Source organism: Streptomyces litmocidini, from assembly GCF_014649755.1.
GTDB lineage: Bacteria > Actinomycetota > Actinomycetes > Streptomycetales > Streptomycetaceae > Streptomyces > Streptomyces litmocidini.
This window is the reverse complement of the sequence record NZ_BMTQ01000005.1, coordinates 1-15,592: the sequence shown is the minus strand read 5'-3', so window position 1 is coordinate 15,592 and position 15,592 is coordinate 1. Positions and strand designations below refer to the sequence as shown.

16 protein-coding genes are annotated in these 15,592 nt (G+C 71.3%); 9 read left to right on the top strand and 7 right to left on the bottom strand.

What is annotated here, in order from left to right:
• Positions 1 to 55: 55 nt before the first annotated feature.
• A complete protein-coding gene (locus tag IE180_RS12325) occupies positions 56 to 2,620 on the top strand; it encodes an ABC transporter ATP-binding protein/permease (RefSeq protein ID WP_190156893.1) in 2,565 nt (854 codons plus the stop codon).
• A gap of 62 nt (positions 2,621 to 2,682) precedes the next feature.
• On the opposite strand, the gene IE180_RS12320 is transcribed toward IE180_RS12325, so the two are convergent.
• The 3 genes from IE180_RS12320 to IE180_RS12310 form a co-directional block, all read right to left on the bottom strand.
• The gene (locus IE180_RS12320) at positions 2,683 to 3,474 is read right to left on the bottom strand and encodes a transglycosylase SLT domain-containing protein (protein WP_190156892.1); all 792 of its coding nucleotides are present in this window, start codon (positions 3,472 to 3,474) and stop codon (positions 2,683 to 2,685) included.
• Between the two features lie 292 nt (positions 3,475 to 3,766).
• The gene (locus IE180_RS12315; RefSeq protein ID WP_190156891.1) at positions 3,767 to 4,870 is read right to left on the bottom strand and encodes an S-adenosylmethionine:tRNA ribosyltransferase-isomerase; all 1,104 of its coding nucleotides are present in this window, start codon (positions 4,868 to 4,870) and stop codon (positions 3,767 to 3,769) included.
• A complete protein-coding gene (locus IE180_RS12310) occupies positions 4,870 to 5,565 on the bottom strand; it encodes an SDR family NAD(P)-dependent oxidoreductase (RefSeq protein WP_190157359.1) in 696 nt (231 codons plus the stop codon). Before IE180_RS12310 ends, IE180_RS12315 begins: the two co-directional genes overlap by 1 nt.
• Before the next feature lie 173 nt (positions 5,566 to 5,738).
• On the opposite strand from IE180_RS12310, the gene IE180_RS12305 reads away from it, so the two are divergent.
• From IE180_RS12305 to IE180_RS12295, 3 genes are all read left to right on the top strand, one after another.
• Positions 5,739 to 6,884 carry a GAF domain-containing sensor histidine kinase gene (locus IE180_RS12305; RefSeq protein WP_190156890.1) on the top strand — a complete coding sequence of 382 codons (1,146 nt, stop codon included), beginning with the start codon at positions 5,739 to 5,741 and terminating at the stop codon, positions 6,882 to 6,884.
• Positions 6,877 to 7,524, top strand: a complete 648-nt coding sequence (locus IE180_RS12300; RefSeq protein ID WP_190156889.1) for a response regulator — start codon at positions 6,877 to 6,879, stop codon at positions 7,522 to 7,524. Before IE180_RS12305 ends, IE180_RS12300 begins: the two co-directional genes overlap by 8 nt.
• A gap of 152 nt (positions 7,525 to 7,676) precedes the next feature.
• Positions 7,677 to 7,916, top strand: a complete 240-nt coding sequence (locus tag IE180_RS12295) for a chaplin (RefSeq protein ID WP_190156888.1) — start codon at positions 7,677 to 7,679, stop codon at positions 7,914 to 7,916.
• Positions 7,917 to 8,066: 150 nt separating this feature from the next.
• Here the strand turns inward: IE180_RS12295 and IE180_RS12290 are convergent, their stop codons facing one another.
• Positions 8,067 to 8,858: an Rv1486c family protein gene (locus IE180_RS12290; protein WP_190156887.1), complete on the bottom strand. Its 792-nt coding sequence runs from the start codon at positions 8,856 to 8,858 to the stop codon at positions 8,067 to 8,069.
• A 135-nt stretch (positions 8,859 to 8,993) separates the two neighbouring features.
• Here IE180_RS12290 and IE180_RS12285 point away from each other — a divergent pair, with 135 nt between their 5' ends.
• The 4 genes from IE180_RS12285 (at position 8,994) to IE180_RS12270 (ending at position 12,219) form a co-directional block, all read left to right on the top strand.
• The gene (locus IE180_RS12285; protein WP_190156886.1) at positions 8,994 to 9,791 is read left to right on the top strand and encodes an ABC transporter ATP-binding protein; all 798 of its coding nucleotides are present in this window, start codon (positions 8,994 to 8,996) and stop codon (positions 9,789 to 9,791) included.
• A gap of 76 nt (positions 9,792 to 9,867) precedes the next feature.
• A complete protein-coding gene (locus tag IE180_RS12280) occupies positions 9,868 to 10,296 on the top strand; it encodes an NfeD family protein (protein WP_190156885.1) in 429 nt (142 codons plus the stop codon).
• Between the two features lie 118 nt (positions 10,297 to 10,414).
• Entirely contained in the window at positions 10,415 to 11,353 is a 939-nt protein-coding gene (locus IE180_RS12275; RefSeq protein ID WP_190156884.1) for an SPFH domain-containing protein, read from the top strand.
• Positions 11,354 to 11,445: 92 nt separating this feature from the next.
• Positions 11,446 to 12,219, top strand: coding sequence for a sulfite exporter TauE/SafE family protein (locus IE180_RS12270; protein WP_190156883.1), 774 nt, complete (start codon positions 11,446 to 11,448; stop codon positions 12,217 to 12,219).
• Between the two features lie 123 nt (positions 12,220 to 12,342).
• Here IE180_RS12270 and IE180_RS12265 read toward each other — a convergent pair whose 3' ends face one another.
• From IE180_RS12265 to IE180_RS12255, 3 genes are all read right to left on the bottom strand, one after another.
• Positions 12,343 to 12,849, bottom strand: coding sequence for an HNH endonuclease (locus IE180_RS12265; protein ID WP_190156882.1), 507 nt, complete (start codon positions 12,847 to 12,849; stop codon positions 12,343 to 12,345).
• A gap of 165 nt (positions 12,850 to 13,014) precedes the next feature.
• The gene (locus IE180_RS12260) at positions 13,015 to 13,554 is read right to left on the bottom strand and encodes a YbhB/YbcL family Raf kinase inhibitor-like protein (protein ID WP_190156881.1); all 540 of its coding nucleotides are present in this window, start codon (positions 13,552 to 13,554) and stop codon (positions 13,015 to 13,017) included.
• A 44-nt stretch (positions 13,555 to 13,598) separates the two neighbouring features.
• Complete coding sequence (locus IE180_RS12255) at positions 13,599 to 14,381, bottom strand: sporulation protein (RefSeq protein WP_190156880.1); 783 nt, start codon at positions 14,379 to 14,381, stop codon at positions 13,599 to 13,601.
• A gap of 88 nt (positions 14,382 to 14,469) precedes the next feature.
• On the opposite strand from IE180_RS12255, the gene IE180_RS12250 reads away from it, so the two are divergent.
• Positions 14,470 to 15,132: a DNA-3-methyladenine glycosylase gene (locus IE180_RS12250; RefSeq protein ID WP_190156879.1), complete on the top strand. Its 663-nt coding sequence runs from the start codon at positions 14,470 to 14,472 to the stop codon at positions 15,130 to 15,132.
• Positions 15,133 to 15,592: the final 460 nt, after the last annotated feature.

The window sequence follows — 15,592 nt, the reverse complement described above, 5'->3', positions numbered from 1 at the left end:
GGATGATTCGCCATCCCTGGACTCCCGACGACGGGGGTACATCGGGGGACAAGTAGTGGGGCATGGAGTGCCAGAACTCGTACTGGAATTGAACGGCAGGACCTGGACGCTCGATCCGTCCCGGTCGTACACCCTGGGCAGGGACCCCCAGGGTGACCTGGTGATCGACGACGCCAGGGTCTCGTGGCGCCACGCCACCATCAGCTGGGGCGGCCGGAGCTGGGTCATCGAGGACCACGGCTCCACGAACGGCACCTTCCTCCAGGGCCAGAGGATCCACCAGGTGGAGATCGGCCCCGGTTCGGCCGTCCACCTGGGCAACGCGACCGACGGCCCGCGGCTGAATCTCGCCGCAGCCGGCGCAGCCGGCGCGGCCGCCGCGCCCCAGCACCAGGCGCCTCAGCAGGCCCCGGCCCAGCAGGCTCCCGCCCACCAGGCCGCCGGTGCCGCCGCGCAAGCCGACTGGGCCACGCACCAGGCGCCTCCGCAGCAGCCGGGCTGGCAGCAGCCGCCGGCCCACCAGCAGGTCCCGCACCAGCAGGTCCCGCACCAGCAGGGGCCCGGGCAGGGGCGCCCCGGTGGCGCCGCGGGGGCGCCGTCGCCCTACGGCGACCGCAGCCCGACCACCTTCTACCAGCTGGACCTCGGCCGTGTGATGCGCATCGGCCGTGCCCTCGAGAACGAACTGGTCGTCTCCGACCTCCAGGTCTCGCGGCACCACGCCGAGTTCCACGCGACGCCCGACGGCCGCTTCGAGATCCGCGACCTCGGCTCGCACAACGGCACGTACGTCAACGGCCAGCCGATCCCCAAGGGCGGCACGGCCCTCCTCGGCCCGCAGGACATCGTCGGCGTCGGCCACTCGACCTTCCGGATCGTCGGCGGCCAGCTCGAGGAGTTCGTCGACACCGGCTCGGTCTCCTTCTCGGCCCGCCACCTCACGGTCACGGTCGACGGCGGCAAGCAGATCCTCAAGGACGTCACCTTCGGCGTCCCGGAGAAGTCGCTGATCGGCGTCATCGGCCCGTCCGGCTCCGGCAAGTCCACCCTGCTCAAGGCGCTGACCGGCTACCGACCCGCCAACGAGGGCGACGTCCTCTACGACAACCGGAGCCTCTACAAGCAGTTCGCCGAGCTGCGCCAGCGCATCGGTCTGGTCCCGCAGGACGACATCCTGCACAAGGAGCTGACCGTCCAGAAGGCACTGCGCTACGCGGCCAAGCTCCGCTTCCCCGGCGACACCGCGACCGCCGAGCGCGAGGCCCGCATCGACGAGGTGCTGCGCGAGCTCAAGCTCGACATCCACAAGGAGAAGAAGGTCACCTCCCTCTCCGGTGGCCAGCGCAAGCGCGTCTCCGTCGCCCTGGAGCTCCTCACCAAGCCCTCGCTGATCTTCCTGGACGAGCCGACCTCCGGCCTCGACCCGGGCATGGACCGCGACGTCATGCAGTTGCTCCGCGGCCTCGCGGACGACGGCCGCACGGTCCTCGTCGTCACCCACTCGGTGGCCGAGCTGGGCCTCTGCGACAAGCTGCTGGTGATGGCGCCCGGCGGTTCCGTGGCGTACTTCGGCCCGCCGGAGGAGGCGCTGAACTTCTTCGGCTACTCCACCTGGGCCGACGTCTTCTCCGCCTTCGAGAACTACCGCGACTACGACTGGGCGGGCCGCTGGAAGGGCTCGCAGCACTACCAGATGTACGCCGCGGACATCGACGCGGTCGCCGCGCAGCCCGTCCAGATGCCGCCGCAGGCGATGGCCCGGCCGCCGAAGCCGCAGGGCTGGGGCTCCCAGCTGTGGACCCTGATCCGCCGCTACGTGTCGGTGATCGCCTCCGACAAGGGCTTCATGGCCCTGATGGTGATCCTGCCCGCCGTCCTCGGCGCGGTCTCCGTCGTCATCCCGGCCGACTTCGGCCTGGGCCGGCCCAAGCCGCCGTCCCGCTTCAACGGCGACGCCGGCACGATCATGCTGATCCTGGCGGTCGGCATGTGCTTCTCCGGAGCGGCGAACTCCGTACGAGAGCTGATCAAGGAACGGGTCATCTACGAACGGGAGCGCGCCGTCGGCCTCTCCCGCTCCGCGTACCTCATGTCCAAGGTCATCGTCCTCGGCCTGATCACCGCCTTCCAGGGCGTGATCATCTGCGGCATCGGCTTCTCCACCCGTGAGCTGCCCGAAGAGGGCCTGTTCATGCCGCCGGCCGTCGAGCTCTGCGTCCAGGTCATCGCGCTCGGCCTGACCTCGATGATGGTCGGCCTGGTCATCTCCGCGCTGGTGAAGACCGCCGAGAAGACCATGCCGCTGCTCGTCATGTTCGCGATCATCCAGGTCGTCTTCACCGGCATCCTCTTCCAGGTGTACGGCTCGCCCGGCCTGGAGCAGTTCGCCTGGCTCATGCCCTCCCGCTGGGGCATCGCCGGCGCCGGCACCACCCTCGACCTGGCGCACCTCATGCCGCCGTGGGACCACAAGGACCCCACGAACACCGACCCGCTGTGGGAGCACACGGTCGGCCAGTGGAGCCTCGACCTCGGCATCCAGCTGATCATGGCCACGGTCTGCTGCGTCCTCGTGGCGCGGCTGCTGCGCCGCCATGAACCCGAGGTCATGCGCAAGTAACGGCCGTCGGTCACACCACGCCGAAGGGCGGCACCCTCTCCGGGGTGCCGCCCTTCCGCGCGTCAGTACGCGCTGTTGACGTTGTCGATCGAGCCGTAGCGGTCGGCCGCGTAGTTGGCGGCGGCGACGATGTTGGCGACCGGGTCGTACTGGTCGAACTTGGTGCCGGCGATGTGGTACGCCTTGAAGGTCGGGTAGATCACCTGGAGCAGGCCCTTGGACGGGATGCCGTTGATGGCGTTGATGTCCCAGTTGTTGATGGCGTACGGGTTGCCGCTGGACTCGCGCATGATGTTCCGGTGCAGGCCGTTGTAGGTGCCCGGGATGTCGTGCTTGTCCATGATGTAGAGCGCCTCGCGGATCCAGCCGTCGAGGTTGTTCGCGAAGACCGGCTTGCGGGCGACGGAACGGTTCGCGGCCGCCTTCTCCGCGGCGCGCTTCTTCGCGGCGGCCTTCGCCTGGGCCTCGGCCTTCGCCTGGGCGGCGGCCCTGGCCTTCGCGGCGGCCTTCGCCTGGGCGGCGGCCTTGGCCTTGGCGGCCTTCGCCTGGGCGTCGAGCTTCGCCTTGGCGGCGGCCTTCGCCTTCGCCTCGGCCTCCTCCTTGGCCTTCAGACCGATGACGGTCTGCTGCTCGTTGATGCTGGCGGCCAGCGCCTTGGCCTGCGGGCTGTTCGCGTCGTACGACCAGGCCACCTGCCGGGTGCCGGACAGAGCCTGCGGCTCGGTCTCGGTGCCGCCGTGGTGAGGCACGAGGGAGAGGGTGAGAGCTGCGGCGCCCAGAGCGGCGACGCCGGCGATCGTGGCCTTGTGGGTCTTCTTCAGACCACGACTGTGGCCAGGGGTGTTCGCAGACATGCAGGACTACCTCTTCGAATCGCTGGGGGTCGTCGCTCGGCCGGGGCGGCGCTGCGCCTGCTCGGCGGCGACGGAGGCAATTCTTAGCGGCAGCAAAATCCTGTGGCAAAGGTGTGATCTACGATCCCCGGTAGTGGATCAGGGACTCGTGCACGGGCCACACGATGCCCCCTGTGGCCCGTTTCATCCGTTCATATCCGGCGGCTGGGTATCCACTAGGGGGCTTCGTAAGTGATGTACGTCCTATGCGCGGCCTCACACGGGCCACACGGTGAACTCACCATGAGTTGCTTCAGCAATGCGTACGGTGAGCCCCCTCCTCCGGGAGGAGGAGATGGAGATCGCCGAACTCGTGCCAGAGGTAGCGCTCCCGCACCGCGGCGGCGTACGCGCTCCGCAGCGCGGGCCTCCCGGCGACCGCCTCCAGCATCAGCAGATGCGAAGCCTCCGGCTCGTGCAGCCCGGTGAGCAGCCCGTCCACCACCCGTACCCCGCGCGCGGGCGTCACCACCAGATCGGTCCACCCCCGGGCCGCCCGCACGGGCCCGCCGCCCCCGGCGCCCGCCCGCCCGGACCCCGCCGCGGCCGATTCCAGCGCCCGCACCACGGTGGTCCCCACCGCGACGACCCGGCCGCCCCCGGCACGGGCCGCGTTCACCACGGCCGCCGTCGCCGCCGGGACCTCGAAGCGCTCCGGGTAGGGCGGCTCGTGCGCCTCCGCCGACGCCACCCCCGTATGGAGGCAGAGCGGAGCGATCCGTACGCCCCGGCCGCCCAGCTCCGCCACCAGCCGGTCCGTGAAGGGCCGCCCCGCGCTCGGCATCTCCGCCGAGCCCGACCCGTCGGGGGAGGGGCGCGCGAAGACCGTCCGGTACGCCGACAGGGGCTGGTCCCGGTCCGTGTACCCGTACCGGATGGGCCGCCCGTACCGTCCGAGCAGCTCCGGCACGTCCACGCCCACCCGCGCCCACCACAGCCGCCCGCCACCGGGCACCAGCGGCTCCGCGAGCACCAGCCGCGCCCCTCCCGGAAGCCGGACGACCGCGCCCGCGGGACCGCCTCCGCGCGGGTGCGTACTGCCCGACGGCTCCGGAGCCCGCAGCTCCACGGCCCAGCGCCCGTCGTCCCCGCGCGTCGAGAAGTGCACCACCACCGGCTCCCCGCCCGGCTCGGGACCGAGGCGACCGTCCACGGCCGCCGCCAGCGTCGTCGAGGTGTTGACGACGAGCACGTCCCCGGCCCGCAGCAGCGCGGGCAGCTCCCCGAAGGAGTGGTGCGACACCGCCGCGCCCCGCGAGACGAGCAGCCGCACGTCGTCCCGGTCGCGCCCGGGCCCCCGCTGCTCGGCCGGCACCCGCGCCGACAGCTCCGCCGGCACCTTCACGGTCAGTGCCATCACGCCTCCGGGAAGGCCGGCGCGGCATACCGGCCGCTGGCCGGCCGTTCGTCCAGCAGCCGCAGGAAGACGGGGGCGACATCGGCCGGAGCGGGAGTCCCGGACAGGTCCTCGCCGGGCTCCGCGGCGGCCAGCATGTCCGTCCGCATCCCGCCCGGGTCCACCCACCAGACCCGCAGCCCCGGTTCCTCCACCGCCAGCACCGCCGACAGCTGGTCGAGCGCCGCCTTCGTCGCCCCGTACGCCCCCCAGGTCCGGTACGCCTCCGCCGCCGCGTCCGAGCTCAGATTGACCACCGCGCCGGCGGGTGCCGTGCGCAGCAGCGGCAGCGCCTCCTGCAGCAGCCCCAGCGGGGCCACCACGTTGACCTCCAGCGCGGCCCGGAAACCGTCCAGCGGGTGCCGGTCGAGCGGCACCAGCGGCTCCGCGCCCAGCACCCCGGCGTTGTTCACGAGCAGATCGAGCCCGCCGAGCCCCTCCGCCGCCGCCACGAGCTCCCACCGGTGCGCCGCGTCCGTCACGTCCCCGGCCAGCGCCACCACCCGGGCGCCGCGCGCACGTGCCACCGCCGCGCTCTCCTCCAGCACGTCCGCCGTACGGGCGTCCAGCACCAGGTCCCAGCCCCGCCCGGCGAGAGCCCCGGCCAGCGCCCTCCCCAGACCCCTCGACGCCCCCGTGACGATCGCGACAGCCATGACGTCCATCCCCTCTCTCCTTCGGATGGCTCCACCCTCCGGCCGCCGCCCCGACCACCGCCTCGTCCCCGGGCCCGGACCGCCGAGGGCACTTCGACCTAGGCCTCCGGACCTGCTCCGCCCTCGTCCCCGGACGGATACGGACCGTCACACCCCGCCGGTACGGTGAACACATGAGCCATCGACCGAGCTCCGGCCTGGCCGCCGTGAGCACCGCCCTCCTGGCGATGAGCCGCCACCTGGAGGTCCGCGACGTCCTCAAGACGATCGTGGCCTCCGCGCGCGAGCTGCTCGACGCCGAGTACGCCGCGCTGGGCGTCCCCGACGACCACGGCGGCTTCGCCCAGTTCGTGGTCGACGGCGTCAGCGACGAGCAGTGGAGGGCGATCGGCCCGCTGCCCCGCCAGCACGGCATCCTGGCCTCGATGCTCCACAAGGCCGAGCCCGAGCGGCTCGCCGACGTCCGCGCCGACCCCCGCTTCGAGGGCTGGCCCGAGGCCCACCCCGAGATGTCCGACTTCCTCGGCCTGCCCGTCCGCGACGGCGACGAGATCCTCGGCGCCCTCTTCCTCGCCAACAAGCGCTGCCCGAAGCCCGGCGGCGGCTGCGGCTTCACCGCCGAGGACGAGGCCCTCCTCTCGATCCTCGCCCAGCACGCGGCCATCGCCCTCACCAACGCCCGGCTGTACGAGCGCAGCCGCGAGCTCACCATCGCCGAGGAGCGCTCCCGCCTCGCCCACGAGCTGCACGACGCCGTCAGCCAGAAGCTCTTCTCGCTCCGCCTGACCGCCCAGGCCGCCGCCGCCCTCGTCGACCGCGACCCGGTCCGCGCCAAGGGCGAGCTCCAGCAGGTCGCCGCGCTCGCCGCCGAGGCCGCCGACGAGCTGCGCGCCGCCGTCGTCGAGCTCAGGCCCGCCGCCCTCGACGAGGACGGCCTCGTCCACACGCTCCGCACCCAGATCCAGGTCCTGGACCGCGCCCACTCCGCCCGGGTGACCTTCGAGAGCCCGGGGACCCGGGCCCTGCCCGCCGCCCAGGAGGAGGCCGTCCTCCGGGTCGCGCAGGAGGCCCTGCACAACGCCCTGCGGCACGCGGACGCGGATCTCGTCGCGGTCTCCCTCGCCCGCAGCGGGCAGGGCGCGCGGCTCACCGTCACCGACGACGGCAAGGGCTTCGACCCGCGCGCGGTCCACCGTGCCGGCCGCCACCTCGGCCTGGTCTCCATGCGGGACCGCGCGAGCGGCGTCGGCGGCAGACTCACGGTGACCTCGGCCCCGGGCGAGGGCACCACGATCGAGATGGAGGTCCCCGGTGGCTGACGAGCCGATCCGCGTGCTCCTGGTCGACGACCACCAGGTCGTCCGCCGGGGTCTGCGCACCTTCCTGGAGGTGCAGGACGACATAGAGGTCGTGGGGGAGGCCTCCGACGGCGCCGAGGGCGTCGCCAGGACGGAGGAGCTGCACCCGGACGTGGTCCTCATGGACGTGAAGATGCCGGGCACGGACGGCATCGAGGCGCTCAAGCGGCTCCGTGAGCTGGCCAACCCCGCCAGGGTCCTGATCGTCACCAGCTTCACCGAGCAGCGGACGGTCGTCCCCGCGCTCCGCGCCGGCGCCCGTGGATACGTCTACAAGGACATCGACCCCGACGCCCTGGCCGGCGCGATCCGCTCCGTCCACGCCGGGCACGTCCTGCTCCAGCCCGAGGTGGCCGACGCGCTCCTCGCCCAGGACGACTCCCCCGGCGGGGGCACGGGGCGGGGCTCCACCCTCACGGAGCGGGAGCGCGAGGTCCTCGGCCTGATCGCGGACGGCCGGTCCAACCGGGAGATCGCCCGCGCCCTCGTCCTCTCGGAGAAGACGGTCAAGACGCACGTCTCGAACATCCTGATGAAGCTCGATCTCGCGGACCGCACCCAGGCGGCGCTGTGGGCGGTACGGCACGGCCTCACCGACTGACGCGCCCCCTGTGCGCCGGGGCGCACGACCGTTCAGTACTTCATACCGTCGTGTGGATGTCCCCCGTTCGGCGCAACCCGGCGGGGGGTGCGGCGTTCTCCATGGCGTGCTGCGGCGGACCGGCCGCAGCGATGACCAGGAGGATGTACCCAGTGAAGAACCTCAAGAAGGCCGTCGCCCTCACCATGGTCGCCGGTGGCATCGTCGCCGCCGGCGCGGGTGTCGCCTCCGCGAACGCGGACGCCGACGGGCAGGCCCTCCACTCGCCGGGCGTCGGCTCCGGCAACCTGGTGCAGGTCCCGGTCCACGTCCCCGTGAACGTCTCCGGCAACACGGTCGACGTGATCGGCCTGCTCAACCCGGCCTTCGGCAACGGCGCCGTCAACGGCTGACCGCCACCCCGGCACCGGTCCCGTGTGGGCACGCGTTCCGCGAAGGCGTGCCCACACGGGACCCACCGGCGTGCAGCCGTCCGGCCACCTCGGGCCCACGGCCCGCCGCGTCGGACTCCGTCCGCCGGCTCCGGGGGCCGCGGTGCGGTTTCAGAAGCCCCGTTCCCGTTCCCGTTCCTCCACGTAGGCGTTGTACGCCGCGACCTGCGCCCGTCGGGCCACCCGCTCCACCGGCCGCAGCGCCTCCCCCCGCGCCGCCATCTCCGAGGCGCTCACCGCGCCCCCGTGACCGTGGTCGTACGCCAGGTCCACGAGCAGACCGATCCGCTGCGCCAGCTCCAGGACCCGTACCGCGCGCGGCGGGTAACCCGGGGCCAGCACCTCGCGGCCCACCTCCGCCCGCGCCCGGTACGCCTCGCGCGCCGCGTCCGCCGCGGGCCCCGAGGCCGCCACGTCGAGCCGGGTCAGCACCGCCGTCGCGTCCCGCAGCGCCTCGGCCAGCTCCCGCTCGGCCTCGCCGAGCGAGGGCACATCGGCGGGCGGGGCCTCCCGTACGGCCAGACAGTGCCAGACCACCGAGACGTGCACGTCACCCGCGGGACCCGCCTCGGTGACCTCCGGCACGAGACCGTACGGCGCACCGAAGCCCACCACCGCCTCCTCCGCCTCCAACGCGCGCGCGTTGAAGTCCGGCGGCCCGCTCAGCCCCAGCGGATGTCCCGGCGCCGGCAGCGCGACCCGCCACCCGGTCACCCCGAGCCGCCGCAGCCGGCCCAGCGCGAGCGTCAGCCCCACCGGACCCGCCTCACCGGGCAGCCCCTCCACGCGGTGCACCGCGTCCTCCCCGACAATCGCCGACGCCGCCTCGTCCGGCGACACCGCCCCGGCCAGCAGGGCATTGCCCCAGGCGGCCAGACGTCCTGAGCGTGGTTCCGAAAGCATCCCCCCAGACTAAGGACTCAAAGGAAGCCCTACGGACCGGTCCGCTCCGTCGATAACGTAGGTTTTCCCCTGGACGCCGCGCCCATCGGCGCAAGGCGACGACAAGACTCGACCGCAAGGGGAGACAACGCGCTCATGAGCGATGTACTGGAGCTGGTGGACGTATCCGTGGTCCGCGACGGACGGGCTCTGGTGGACGATGTCTCCTGGTCGGTCAAGGAGGGCGAGCGCTGGGTGATCCTCGGACCCAACGGCGCCGGCAAGACCACCCTCCTGAACATCGCCTCCAGCTACCTCTTCCCCACCAAGGGCACCGCCCGCGTCCTGGGCGAGCAGCTCGGCGGCGTCGGCACCGACGTCTTCGAGCTCCGCCCCCGCATCGGCGTGGCCGGCATCGCGATGGCGGAGAAGCTCCCCAAGCGCCAGACCGTCCTCCAGACCGTCCTCACCGCCGCGTACGGCATGACCGCCACCTGGAACGAGGACTACGACCCGGTCGACGAGAAGCGCGCCAAGGCCTTCCTCGACCGGCTCGGGATGAACGACTACCTGGACCGCAGGTTCGGCACCCTCTCCGAGGGCGAGCGCAAGCGCACCCTCATCGCCCGCGCGATGATGACCGACCCGGAGCTCCTCCTCCTCGACGAGCCCGCCGCCGGCCTCGACCTCGGCGGCCGCGAGGACCTGGTCCGCCGCCTCGGCCGCCTCGCCCGCGACCCGTACGCCCCCTCCATGATCATGGTCACGCACCACGTCGAGGAGATCGCCCCCGGCTTCACCCACGTCCTGATGATCCGACAGGGCAAGGTCCTCGCCGCGGGCCCCGTGGAGATGGAGCTCACCTCCCGCAACCTCTCGCACTGCTTCGGCCTCCCGCTCGTCGTCGAGCGCGTCGGCGACCGCTGGACCGCCCACGGCCTGCCCCTGAAGTGACCGGCCGGGGCACCGGCGACCCGCACAGCCGCCCGCGCCCTGTCCCGGAAGGACCCCACCGCCCTACCATGACCACGTGGACATCGACGCGTGGGTCTGGTGGCTGATCGGCGCGGTGGGGCTCGGCATTCCGCTGGTCCTGACCGCGATGCCGGAGTTCGGCATGTTCTCCGTCGGCGCGGTCGCCGGAGCGGTGACCGCGGCCCTCGGCTTCGGCGTCGTCGCCCAGGTGCTCGTCTTCGTCGTCGTCTCCGTGGCGCTCATCGCGGTGGTGCGTCCGATCGCCGCCCGCCACCGCGACGGCAGACCCGGACTCGCCACCGGCGTCGACGCCCTGAAAGGACGTCAGGCCGTCGTCCTGGAACGGGTCGACGGCGGCGGAGGCCGCATCAAGCTCGCCGGCGAGGTCTGGTCCGCCCGCGCCCTCGACACCGGCCAGACCTTCGAACCGGGCGAACGGGTCGACGTCGTGGACATCGACGGAGCGACCGCCGTGGTCATGTGACGTGGGGTCACGTGACGTCATGTGACCGAACCTCGCCCATGACGCTCCGCCATCTGGGAAACTCGATCATCAGAAGAAACCCGGCAGACAACCGGCAGCGAAGGGCACGGGGAACACGATGTCAGCAGTCATCATCGTCCTGATCATTCTGGTGGTGCTCGTCTTCATCGCCCTGATCAAGACGATCCAGGTCATCCCGCAGGCGAGCGCGGCGATCGTGGAGCGCTTCGGCCGCTACACCCGCACGCTCAACGCCGGGCTCAACATCGTCGTCCCGTTCATCGACTCGATCCGCAACCGGATCGACCTCCGCGAACAGGTCGTCCCGTTCCCGCCGCAGCCGGTGATCACCCAGGACAACCTGGTCGTCAACATCGACACCGTCATCTACTACCAGGTCACCGACGCGCGGGCCGCCACCTACGAGGTCGCCAGCTACATCCAGGCCATCGAGCAGCTCACCGTCACCACCCTCCGCAACATCATCGGCGGCATGGACCTGGAGCGGACCCTGACCTCCCGCGAGGAGATCAACGCGGCCCTCCGCGGCGTCCTCGACGAGGCCACCGGCAAGTGGGGCATCCGCGTCAACCGCGTCGAACTCAAGGCCATCGAGCCGCCGACCTCCATCCAGGACTCGATGGAGAAGCAGATGCGCGCCGAGCGCGACAAGCGCGCCGCGATCCTCACCGCCGAGGGAACCCGCCAGTCCGCCATCCTCACCGCCGAGGGCGAGAAGCAGTCCGCCATCCTGCGCGCCGAGGGCGAGGCCAAGGCCGCCGCCCTCAAGGCCGAGGGCGAGGCGCAGGCCGTCCGCACCGTCTTCGAGGCCATCCACGCCGGAGACCCGGACCAGAAGCTCCTCTCGTACCAGTACCTCCAGATGCTCCCGAAGATCGCCGAGGGCGACGCCAACAAGCTCTGGATCGTGCCCAGCGAGATCGGCGACGCCCTCAAGGGCCTCTCCGGAGCCTTCGGCAACGTGGGCGGCGGCGCCCCCGGCTTCAACGTCAAGGGCGGAGCGACCGAACGGCGAGACGAACCGTCGGTTGACTGACACGTACACGTAATCCTCGTGCATGATCGGTGCGAGCCCCTCGACCCCGACGGCCTCGGGGCGGGGAGGCGACTCACTGACCATGTAAGGAGATGGCGTTGTCCATCTGGGAAGCCCTGGCAGTCTTCGCCGCCGGCATCGGCGCCGGCACCATCAACACCATCGTCGGATCGGGAACGCTCATCACGTTCCCGGTCCTCCTCGCGACCGGACTCCCCCCGATCACCGCGAACGTCTCCAACGCCCTCGGCCTCGTCCCCGGCTCCATCAGCGGAGCCATCGGCTACCGCCGCGAACTCAAGGGCCAGAAGACCCGCGTCCTGCGCCTCGGCGGCGTCGCCCTCCTCGGCGGACTCATCGGAGCGATCCTGCTCCTGGCCCTGCCGTCCCAGGCCTTCGACGCGATCGTCCCCGTCCTCATCGGCCTCGCACTCGTCCTGGTCATCCTCCAGCCCCGCATCGCCGCCGCCGTGCAGCGGCGCCGGGAGCAGACCGGCACCGAGGCCCACCCCGACGGAGGCCCCGCCCTCCTCGTCGGCCTCCTCCTCGCCAGCATGTACGGCGGATACTTCGGCGCCGCCCAAGGAGTCCTCTACCTCTCCCTCATGGGCCTGCTGCTCCACGACGACCTGCAGCGCATCAACGCCGTCAAGAACGTCCTCGGCGCCCTGGTCAACGGAGTCGCCGCCCTCTTCTTCCTCTTCGTCGCCGACTTCGACTGGACGGCCGTCCTGCTCATCGCCCTCGGCTCCACCCTCGGCGGCCAGCTCGGCGCCAAGGTCGGCCGCAGGCTGCCCCCCACCGTCCTGCGCGGAGTGATCATCGCCGTCGGCGTCGTCGCCATCCTCCAACTGACCCTCGGCTAGGCCACGACGACGGAAGGGCCCGCCTCCCCACCGGGGGAAACGGGCCCTTCCGCACGTCCACGCCTCGTGTACGCCCGCGGACCACGTACGTCCACGCCTCACGTACGCCCGCGGATCACGCCCCTACGCGGCCGAGTCGGCCAGCCACGCCGGCAGCGCCGACCGCTCGCTCGCCCGCATCGCGAGCAGCATCGCGTCCGCCGGGGTCGGCTCGAACGGCTGGTGCAGCAACGGCATCCCCGCCTGCTCCGGCGTCCGGTCCGCCTTGCGGTGGTTGTCCTCGGCGCAGGAGGCGACCGTGTTCAGCCAATTGTCCCCACCCCCCTGCGCCCGCGGCACGACGTGGTCGACCGTCGTGGCCCGCCGCCCGCAGTACGCGCACCGGTGCTGGTCCCGGACCAGCACCCCCCGCCTCGACCACGGAGCCTGTCTTCGGAACGGCACCCGTACGTACCGGCAGAGCCTGATCACCCGCGGAACCGGCAGGTCGACGGCGGCACCTCGCACCCGCAGCTCGGGATGGGCCTGCTCGACGACGGCCTTGTCCTGCAGGACGAGCACCACCGCACGGTTGAGCGTGACCGTCGAAAGCGGCTCGAAGCTCGCGTTCAATACCAGCGTGTCCCGCATGTTGCCCACCTCCCGTGTGCCGGCCCCAGCCCCCGCACGGGGGCTCCGGGCTCGGACCAACGATGGCCGGGCCAGCCGGGTCGGACAACGCAATTTCCTGCGCAACAAAAGATGCCCGCTTCTGATCTCTCCAAGACCAGAAGCGGGCAAACAACAAACGAACGATCAGGCCGACGCGGGAGCCGCGTACTCACCGACCAGCTGGGCACGGCCGAGCGTGTGGAACCGCAGGTTGAACCCGACGGCCGCCGGCGAGGTGTCGGAGTCCGTACCGAGCTTCTCCTCGTCCACCGCGTACACCGTGAAGACGTACCGGTGCGCCGGATCCCCCGCCGGGGGAGCGGCACCGCCGAACTCCTTCGAACCGTAGTCGTTCCGCGCGTGCACGGCACCGGCCGGCAGCCCCTCGAACGACCCCGACCCGGCCCCGGCCGGCAGCTCCGTCACCGACGCCGGGATGTCGAACAGCACCCAGTGCCAGAACCCGCTGCCCGTCGGGGCGTCCGGATCGAAGCAGGTGACCGCGAAACTCTTCGTCTCCGCCGGGAACCCCTCCCAGCTCAGGTGCGGCGAGGTGTTCCCCGCCGCGTACACCTGAGCGTCCTTCAGCACCCCACCCGGCGCGATGTCATCGCTCACCACGGTGAACGCCGCCACCGGCGGATGGAAGTCATGGGGGAGCGGCGCCCTCTTGCCCTCGGACACGTCGAGTACCTCCGAATCGTCCGTCAACGCTGACGGTCCCGAGCCTAGAGCCAGTTGCGACGACCGCCGACCTCGGCGAGCCACTGGTTGAGGTAAGCCGCCCAGTCGGTCGTGTGGAAGTCGTGCAGACCCACCGTGAACGCACGGAAGGAGTCGCTGCCCTCGGTGAACAGACCCGGCTTCTTGTCCATCTCCAGGACGACGTCCATCTCGCGGTCGTCCGCCACGAAGCTGACCTCGACCTGGTTCAGACCCCGGTACTGCTGCGGCGCGAAGAACTCGATCTCCTGGTAGAAGGGCAGCTTCTGCCGCGTCCCCCGGATGTGCCCGCGCTCCATGTCCGCGCTCTTGAAACGGAAGCCCAGCTGGATGAAGGCGTCCAGGATCGCCTGCTGCGCCGGCAGCGGGTGCACGTTGATCGGGTCCAGGTCACCGGAGTCCACGGCCCGAGCGATCTCCAGCTCGGTCGTCACCCCGATGTTCATCCCCCGCAGCTGCTGCCCGGCGATGGCGGTGACCGGCGTCTCCCACGGGATCTCCAGACCGAACGGCACGACGTGCACGGCTCCGGCCTTGACCTCGAAGGCACCGCCGAGACGCGTCTTCACGAACTCGACGTCCTGCTTGTACTCCTGGTCACCGCCCTCGACCTCGACACGCGCCTGCAGTCCGACGGAGAGCCCCTCGATCTGCTGGTCGACACTGCCGCCCTGGATCCGCACCTCGCCCTGGACGACCCCACCCGGGACGACGTTCTCCTCCGTGAGCACCGTCTCCACGGTGGCCCCGCCGGCACCCAGGCTCGCGAGCAGCTTCTTGAATCCCATGACTTCCACTCCTTCTCGGGTCCTGACCCCTACATACGCGCGACGACCGTAGCCGGTTCCCCTCCGGTCCCCGGTACGCTCGGACGGCATGAGCGAGAGCCCCGACCGTACGCCGCTCCCGCGGACCTTCTTCGACCGCCCCGTACTGGAAGTGGCCCCCGACCTCCTGGGCCGCACCCTCGTCCGCAACACCGACGAGGGCCGCATGGAACTGCGCCTCACGGAGGTGGAGGCGTACGCCGGCGCCATCGACCCCGGCTCGCACGCCTTCCGCGGCCTCACCCCGCGCAACGCCGTCATGTTCGGACCCCCCGGCCACGCGTACGTCTACTTCACCTACGGCATGTGGCACTGCCTCAACCTGGTGTGCGGACCCGAGGGCCACGCGAGCGGTGTCCTGCTGCGCGCGGGCGAGATCATCGAGGGCGCCGACCAGGCCCGCCCCCGCCGCCGCTCGGCCCGCTCCGACCACGAGCTCGCCAAGGGGCCGGCCCGCCTGGCCACGGCCCTCGACGTCGCCCTCTCCCTGAACGGCACGGACGCCTGCGCCGGCCAGGACGGTCCGCTCGCCCTCCTCGCCGGCAGGCCCCCGGCCCCGGACCACATCCGCAGCGGTCCCCGCACGGGGGTCGGCGGCGAAGGCGCCCCGCACCCCTGGCGCTTCTGGATCACGAAGGACCCGACGGTCAGCCCGTACCGGCCCCACACCCCCCGCAAGCGAAGGCTTGACTCGGCGAGGACGACCGACTAACGTGGCCCGAGCCGCTGGAACCTGGCCTGCTTGTTCAAGCACCCCGGGGAGCGGCCACCCACTACTCAAGATGATCACCCCGGTTGGGGTTCATTTCGGCATTCCGAAATTCGTTTCGAATGACTCGATTATGAGCCTCCAGGGAAATCAGCTAACGTAGTGACCACGCCGGAAGGCCTCGAAGAAAACAAATTCGGGACCGGAAAGCACCGAGGAAATCGGATCGGAAAGATCTGATAGAGTCGGAAACGAAGGAAGCGCCCGGAGGGCCCGGAAACGGGACCGAAGGAAGCGTCCGCACCTTGAGAACTCAACAGCGTGCCAAAAATCAACGCCAGATTAGTTGATACCCCGTCCATCCTTCGGGATGGTCGAGGTTCCTTTGAAAAAGTCCATCCCTTCGGGGGTGGCACACGACAGCGAGGACGCTGTGGACAGCCGGCCCCATTCCGGCCTGGCT